This is a genomic window from Streptomyces sp. STAM6, assembly GCF_054963715.1.
This window is the reverse complement of record NZ_JBUEFZ010000072.1, coordinates 1-5,784: the sequence shown is the minus strand read 5'-3', so window position 1 is coordinate 5,784 and position 5,784 is coordinate 1. Positions and strand designations below refer to the sequence as shown.

General features: G+C 68.9%; 8 protein-coding genes. 5 read left to right on the top strand and 3 right to left on the bottom strand.

What is annotated here, in order from left to right:
• The first annotated feature begins 307 nt into the window (after positions 1 to 307).
• The 4 genes from ACY34K_RS33605 to ACY34K_RS33590 all read left to right on the top strand — a co-directional run bounded on the left by ACY34K_RS33605 (position 308) and on the right by ACY34K_RS33590 (position 2,403).
• A complete protein-coding gene (locus ACY34K_RS33605) occupies positions 308 to 562 on the top strand; it encodes a hypothetical protein (RefSeq protein ID WP_462754020.1) in 255 nt (84 codons plus the stop codon).
• 172 nt (positions 563 to 734) lie between these two features.
• Positions 735 to 1,082, top strand: coding sequence for a hypothetical protein (locus ACY34K_RS33600; RefSeq protein ID WP_462754018.1), 348 nt, complete (start codon positions 735 to 737; stop codon positions 1,080 to 1,082).
• A 162-nt stretch (positions 1,083 to 1,244) separates the two neighbouring features.
• The gene (locus ACY34K_RS33595; RefSeq protein ID WP_462754016.1) at positions 1,245 to 1,697 is read left to right on the top strand and encodes a hypothetical protein; all 453 of its coding nucleotides are present in this window, start codon (positions 1,245 to 1,247) and stop codon (positions 1,695 to 1,697) included.
• A 358-nt stretch (positions 1,698 to 2,055) separates the two neighbouring features.
• Positions 2,056 to 2,403, top strand: coding sequence for a hypothetical protein (locus ACY34K_RS33590; RefSeq protein WP_462754014.1), 348 nt, complete (start codon positions 2,056 to 2,058; stop codon positions 2,401 to 2,403).
• Positions 2,404 to 2,875: 472 nt separating this feature from the next.
• Here the strand turns inward: ACY34K_RS33590 and ACY34K_RS33585 are convergent, their stop codons facing one another.
• Positions 2,876 to 3,931 (bottom strand): WD40 repeat domain-containing protein, encoded by a 1,056-nt coding sequence (locus ACY34K_RS33585; protein WP_462754012.1) that lies wholly within the window; start codon positions 3,929 to 3,931, stop codon positions 2,876 to 2,878.
• Between the two features lie 159 nt (positions 3,932 to 4,090).
• On the opposite strand from ACY34K_RS33585, the gene ACY34K_RS33580 reads away from it, so the two are divergent.
• Positions 4,091 to 4,498, top strand: a complete 408-nt coding sequence (locus tag ACY34K_RS33580) for a hypothetical protein (RefSeq protein ID WP_462754010.1) — start codon at positions 4,091 to 4,093, stop codon at positions 4,496 to 4,498.
• Positions 4,499 to 4,822: 324 nt separating this feature from the next.
• Here ACY34K_RS33580 and ACY34K_RS33575 read toward each other — a convergent pair whose 3' ends face one another.
• Both ACY34K_RS33575 and ACY34K_RS33570 read right to left on the bottom strand, forming a co-directional pair.
• Positions 4,823 to 5,101, bottom strand: a complete 279-nt coding sequence (locus ACY34K_RS33575) for a hypothetical protein (protein WP_462754008.1) — start codon at positions 5,099 to 5,101, stop codon at positions 4,823 to 4,825.
• A 200-nt stretch (positions 5,102 to 5,301) separates the two neighbouring features.
• Positions 5,302 to 5,583 (bottom strand): hypothetical protein, encoded by a 282-nt coding sequence (locus ACY34K_RS33570; RefSeq protein WP_462754006.1) that lies wholly within the window; start codon positions 5,581 to 5,583, stop codon positions 5,302 to 5,304.
• Positions 5,584 to 5,784: the final 201 nt, after the last annotated feature.

Below are 5,784 nucleotides of genomic sequence, written 5' to 3'. Positions count from 1 at the left end.
CTGTGACACAACACCCCTCACACTCCGGCATGTTCGATGTTCGGACACTCGTAACGGGTGCCTGTGTCCGAGCGTCCGGGATCTGAGCGTCGGTGGAACGCAGCACCTTCTCCCTCGATGCCGAGGGTCATGCCGCGGCCTAATCGGGCTGGTTATAGGGCCAATTGGCGTCCATCCGGCTGATGTTGTGTGCCAGTGCCCCCGACCAGGGGTAGTGCGACGCAATGCCCCATCCCGCTACTGATAGTGTCTGCGCAGTCACGTTGGGCAATCCGCCTCGATGTACGAGTGAAAATCCGAGGGTTTTATGCGCAAGCTTCAGCAGGTCGTGATCGCAGCAGTGGCGGCGGCGGGCGGCCTGTCCGCCGCTGGTGCCGGCGCCGCTGTCGCCGACACGTCCGACAGCGGGCCGAAGGTGTACGACCTCTACCGCCCCTACCAGGAGTGCAGCCCGCAGACAGTGGCGGAGAACGACGTCCCGATCGGCGTGCTCGGCCTGGCCGGCACCCTGGACACGGCCTGCGGCCAGTACAACAACGCCTTCACCAACACCGGCTACTGAGCCGCACCCGCGTCACGCCGTGCCCGGCACCGGCCGCGGGACGCTTCGGGGACAACCTCCGAGAGGTCCCCTTCCGTGGGCCGGTCGCTCTGATGTGTCGAAGACGAAACCTGTGCGCGCCCCGCCTCAGGGGGCGCGCTGGGCATCCCAACACAAGGAAAGTGCGCATCACATGTTCACCAGGAAGAAGATCGCGGCCCTCGCGGTGCTCGCGGGCAGCCTCGCCATGACCCTGCCCGGCATCGCCCACTCCCACGTCGGGCAGGCCCCCGGCGAGTGCAAGGGGGACCTCATCAGCGGTGTCACTTGTCACCAGCGTATCCAGGGCCAGATCCCCGAAGACGGTGTCATCCCCCACCAGGAGACCTGCACGCCGGTCAAGCCCACGGCCGTGCCGGCGGCTCTGGGCGGCGGCACCATGCGGATCGGACCCCAGGTGACCTGTTCCCCCGCCACCACGGGAGCGGCCGACGAGACCGGCGCAGACGCCGAACCGCAGATGTTCGGCTCGCTGGCCTGAGCCACCGCGCGCCCCCTCCTTTCCCGTCTCCGCGTATTCGACTGCGACACGGCGAATCCCGACACGATGCACTGTAGATCCCGGAATATGGCGAAAACTGTGTATATAAATACGCGGAGTAGTCAAGCCGGGCGTCGTGCCTGGGTAAGGAAGGGTTTGGACATGCGTAAGTTTCAGCGCGTTGCAGTCGTAGCCGCGGCGGTCGCCGGGCTGTCGGCCTTCGGTGCCGGTGTCAGCTTCGCCGGCGACGGCGGGTCGGCCGCTCCGGTCACCGCCGTGGCCGAGTCGTCGGCCAGCGCCGTAGCCGTCAGCGGCGGCTCCTACGTCCAGCCGCATGCCGCGCCGGCGATGCAGCCGCAGGCGGCGCCGGTCGCTCAGCCGCAGGCCGCGCCCGTGGTGCAGCCGCAGGCCGCGCCGGTCGCTCAGCCGCAGGCGGCGCCGGTCGCTCAGCCGCAGGTTGCGCCCGAGCAGCAGATGCAGGCCGCGCCCGAGGCTCAGCCGCAGGTTGCGCCCGAGCAGCAGATGCAGGCCGCGCCGGAGCAGGGGATGCAGGCCGCGCCCGAGGAGAAGCACGCCGCGCCGGAGCAGGGCTACGGCGAGTACGCGGCCGAGTAACGACCCATCCCCCTGGGGGCCTCATCTCTCGGCGTCGCCACGGACACATCGGCCCTCCGAGAGCGCCTGACGCACCCCGTCCTACCGTGATCGGCACACCACCGGGCCTCCGCTGTCGCGAGGCACCTTCAGCGGTGTGCCCCGTGGTAGCGGCAGCCCGGACGCGCAGCGGCTCATCACGTTGTGCGGCCGGGCTGCGGCGATTTCCGCGCCCGTAGAAGGCGCCGCCGTCAGCGCGTCAAGGCGCTCAATTGATCGGTTCCGACACCGTCTCGGGCCCGGACGCGCACCAGTCACTGACACAGGGCTTTCGGGGACCCAGGGCTCCCGGGCCCGACGTTGTAAAGGAAACCAGCACATGTTCCCTCCGCAGAAGAAGGTCGCCGTGATCTCGGCGATCGTCGGGAGCCTCGCCGCAATCTGTGTCGGCGCCGGGCACGCGTACGCAGACGGACGCGCGGACGACTGCGACACCGGCGGCGCCGTCTGCATCCGCAAGAACGCGACCTACTTCGACAAGGAAGGCAGGCGGATCGTCAAGCAGCAACAGAACTGCACGACGGCCGACCGGCCGAACGTGGTGTGGCGGGACTACCGACTGCTGCGCGACGTCCAGACGGCCGCCGCAAACACCGGACAGGTCATCGACTGCTCCAACACGGCGAAACTTCCGGCCGGCTTCAAGCGGCCGAACCCCGACTTCTGAGGACTGCTTCGTACATGCCGGGCCGGGATCTCTCCCGGCCCGGCATGTCGTGTATTCCCGGCCGGTCCGCACCGTAACAACACACGCGGCGCCTCGGCCAATGCTCCGCTTCGCGTCCTTGGCGTCCTCGCCGACCCCCTGACGGGGCCGACGCGACCCCGTCCTGCAAACGCCCTCCGCCCGAGCGCGTCGTCTGAGCGGCGCCGACGCCTCGTCACATGCGCGGGTTCATCGGCATGGAGCAGCTGTGAAACCGCACCGGACGGTGGAGTGCGGTGTCTTCGGAGAACCTTCCGTACGCCTTCGTCTGCCCCCCGTGCGGCGAGCGCTCACCTGACGGACCGACCGCGCATCTCACGGCGGCGGGCGGTCCTTCTGACTCGCGGGGTCCGCGCAGCGGTCGCGCATAGTGCTGGACAGGCAGATGCCGTGCACAACGGATGTGCGGGGCCCGCACGTTGGAAGCGCATGCTCAGGCACGCGGGAGCGGCACGAGGACGGCGATGTCACCGCCCAGTCCCACGATCAGCCGTCCGTCGGACGCCATGGCCACGGCGGTCACCTCCGAGGGGAACACCAGGTCCGATCCCATCTGATGGCGGGCAGCCACGTCCCACACCCGTACGGTCCGGTCATCACCCGCGGTGACAACGAGGGGACGGCCGTCGACCACGGCCGAGGCGAGGCTCCACACCGGGCCCGTGTGGCCCGTCATCGGCGCACGTTCCGCTGCTTCCGTGCGCGCTGCAACGTCCCACACCTGCACCCGACCGTCCCAGTCGCCGGTGACGGCGACCAGGCGACCGCCCACGACGGCGGTGGTCAGGGACACCCGTTGCCGGCTGCCTCCGGTCACGGATGTGACCCGCCCCAGGCCTTTCCGTGCGTTCAGGTCCCATGCGTGGACAGTGCTGTCGTCGTGCAGGGTGACGGCCACGGGGCGGCCTTCCACGACGGACGTCGCCACCTCGACCACGGCGCCGATGCGTCCCAGCGACGGGTCGCCCACCAGCTCGGCCGCAGTCTCGCCCGTGATCGGATCCCACATGAGCAGTCTGGGAACACTCTGCCTGCCCACGACGACCAGGGGACGGCCGTTCACCGTGCTCGTCGCCGCCGTCCACGCCCCGCCCGTGAGACTCGCCAGCAGGTGGCCCTCGGCCAGGTCCCACGACTGCACCAGGGCATTCGGGTCGGCGGTTACGGCGACGGGGCGGCCGTCCACCTGCTGCGTCGCCGTGGCCCACACCGAGCCACGGGCGGGCAGGGGATCACCGATCCGCTCACCTGTCGCCAGATCCCACACCAGCACCGTTTCGTCGTCCGCTCCCGTGACGGCGACCTCGCGCCCGTCGACTACCGCTGTCGACGCCGACCGCACCCAGTCCGCATGTCCGGACGCGCCCCGGACGGCCCCGGCGATCAGACCGCCGGTGGCCCATTGAACCCGCCAGCCCGCCCCCTGGTCCGCTGCCTGTGCCGCCGTCGGATCGTGGCGGGTACCGCCCTCATGAAACAGGTCTGACATGGCCAGGAGGCTAACCGTTCCCCTTCCGAAGGAGAACCGGAAAATGTCTCCTATGGGGCTGCTGGGGAACACGGAAGCGCTGTCCGGGCAGGCAGCCGGCATGAGGTAGGCCGGGGGCCTCAGCTGCGGGCGGGGCTTCCGTCGGATTACCTTTGGCGGGTGAATCCAAAAGCCAGACCGTTCCCTCCCCGACCCATCAGGGGCGTCCGTGCTGTCTATGCCCGTCAGAGGAGCTGTCCCTCCGATTTCGCGGAGGTCACCGTGGACTTCGAGCCATGGGAGGAGGGAATCGTGTTCGAGGTGGCCGCTGACCTGACCACTCACGGATCCATCAGCCAAACAGAACTGTCCGCGTACCAGACCGCCTTCTGTACGGGCATCCGCGAGGAACTGGCTGAGCTGGGTGCGGGAACCACGGTGGCGGTAGCGGTCGTGCTGCGCAACATACGGGTGCACGAAGTGGATTCACACCCGGGAGCCTTCAAAGCGGCTGGACGCGTCGCCGTACGCAACGCTTTCACCTCGGCCCACGAACCACAGCCGGGGCTGAAGGGCCGCGACGCATGAAAACTCGCTGGGGCAACTGACCTGAGGCGGGGCGGGCCGTTCGCCGAGTCGATGCCGTGTGCGGTGGCCGCTCATGGATGCCTCCGCCGGGGAGCGACTCGGCCTTGTCCCGCGATCAGGGGTTTGGGATCGGCCTCAGTCACCATCAGCCCCGGCCATGGGCCCCGACCACGGGCGCCCAGGGCCGGCCCGCGGCCGTCGGCCGCGTCCTGGCATGGGTCGGGCCTGGTACCGGCATCGGCACCAGGCCCGTCATTGCCACTGTGCAGGACGCGGAGACGGTCCCTTGAGCAGGTCGTCAGTCGCGGCGAGCACTGTCCTCTGTCAGCCGCCGACTTCGTTGTTGCAGCCCATGGTGGAGCCGAGGTGCGTGCTCTGCGCCCCGGGGCTGCCTTCGCCGTTGAGCAGGTTGGCGCCCAGGCCGTTGGCGATGCCGACCTGGCCGAGGACGTCGGCGTTCAGGTCGTGCGAACCGCACTTGCTGGTCTGGCTGATGTTGTAGCTTCCGTCGCCGCCCTGGCCGGCGTGGGCGGTGCCGGTGCCCAGGAGTCCTACGCTCCCGAGTGCGGCGAGGAGGACGGTGGCCGTGCGGAGCTTGTGCATGTCTTCTCCGGTGAAGTGAGGTAGAGAGCGATCGACATGTGGTGCAGTGGCGAAGGCTGAAAGGGGAGCCACCCGCCTTGGGTGTTTCCGGTTGCGTCGGGGGCCCTGTCGGCACGCGCATGGTCCCGGCGCCCGGCCCTGGGGCCCGGTGCCGGGACCTTTGCCGGGCCGGCGACGTGGTGTCGCCGGCCCGGGGGACGTCAGAAGGCGCTGTTGTTGCAGCCCATGGTGGAACCGATGTGGGTCGACTGGGCGCCGGGGTTGCCCTCGCCGTTGAGGCCGTTGCCCAGCAGGCCGTTGAGCAGGCCGACCTCGCCGAGGACGTCCAGGTTCAGGTCGTGCGACTTGCACTGCGAGCTCTGCGTGATGTTGAACTTGTCGCCGCCGTGCTTGCCACCCTGGTCGGCGTGGGCCGTGCCGCCCACCAGCCCGATGGTGCCGAGAGCGGCGGCCAGGACGGCAACGTTGCGAAGCTTGCGCATGTCATCTCCAGTGGAGTGAAAGGGGTGCGATCCGTGAAAGATCGACTTTTTCCGTTACGGGAGATTAATAAGAAATGCCGCAAAACGGGCAACGACGCGCCGATCTTGTGGCCGCGCAGCAGAAGCACCCGAACGCCGTAAGGCGCTTGAACGTGCCCTTTCACCGCACATCGTCGAACGGCCGGTAGCGGGTGCCGAAAC

Excerpts from the sequence above, each read along its gene's own strand:
- ACY34K_RS33605 (WP_462754020.1), top strand. The coding sequence starts at position 308 with ATGCGCAAGCTTCAGCAGGTCGTGATCGCAGCAGTGGCGGCGGCGGGC.
- ACY34K_RS33600 (WP_462754018.1), top strand. The coding sequence starts at position 735 with ATGTTCACCAGGAAGAAGATCGCGGCCCTCGCGGTGCTCGCGGGCAGC.
- ACY34K_RS33595 (WP_462754016.1), top strand. The coding sequence starts at position 1,245 with ATGCGTAAGTTTCAGCGCGTTGCAGTCGTAGCCGCGGCGGTCGCCGGG.
- ACY34K_RS33590 (WP_462754014.1), top strand. The coding sequence starts at position 2,056 with ATGTTCCCTCCGCAGAAGAAGGTCGCCGTGATCTCGGCGATCGTCGGG.
- ACY34K_RS33585 (WP_462754012.1), bottom strand. The coding sequence starts at position 3,931 with ATGTCAGACCTGTTTCATGAGGGCGGTACCCGCCACGATCCGACGGCG.
- ACY34K_RS33575 (WP_462754008.1), bottom strand. The coding sequence starts at position 5,101 with ATGCACAAGCTCCGCACGGCCACCGTCCTCCTCGCCGCACTCGGGAGC.
- ACY34K_RS33570 (WP_462754006.1), bottom strand. The coding sequence starts at position 5,583 with ATGCGCAAGCTTCGCAACGTTGCCGTCCTGGCCGCCGCTCTCGGCACC.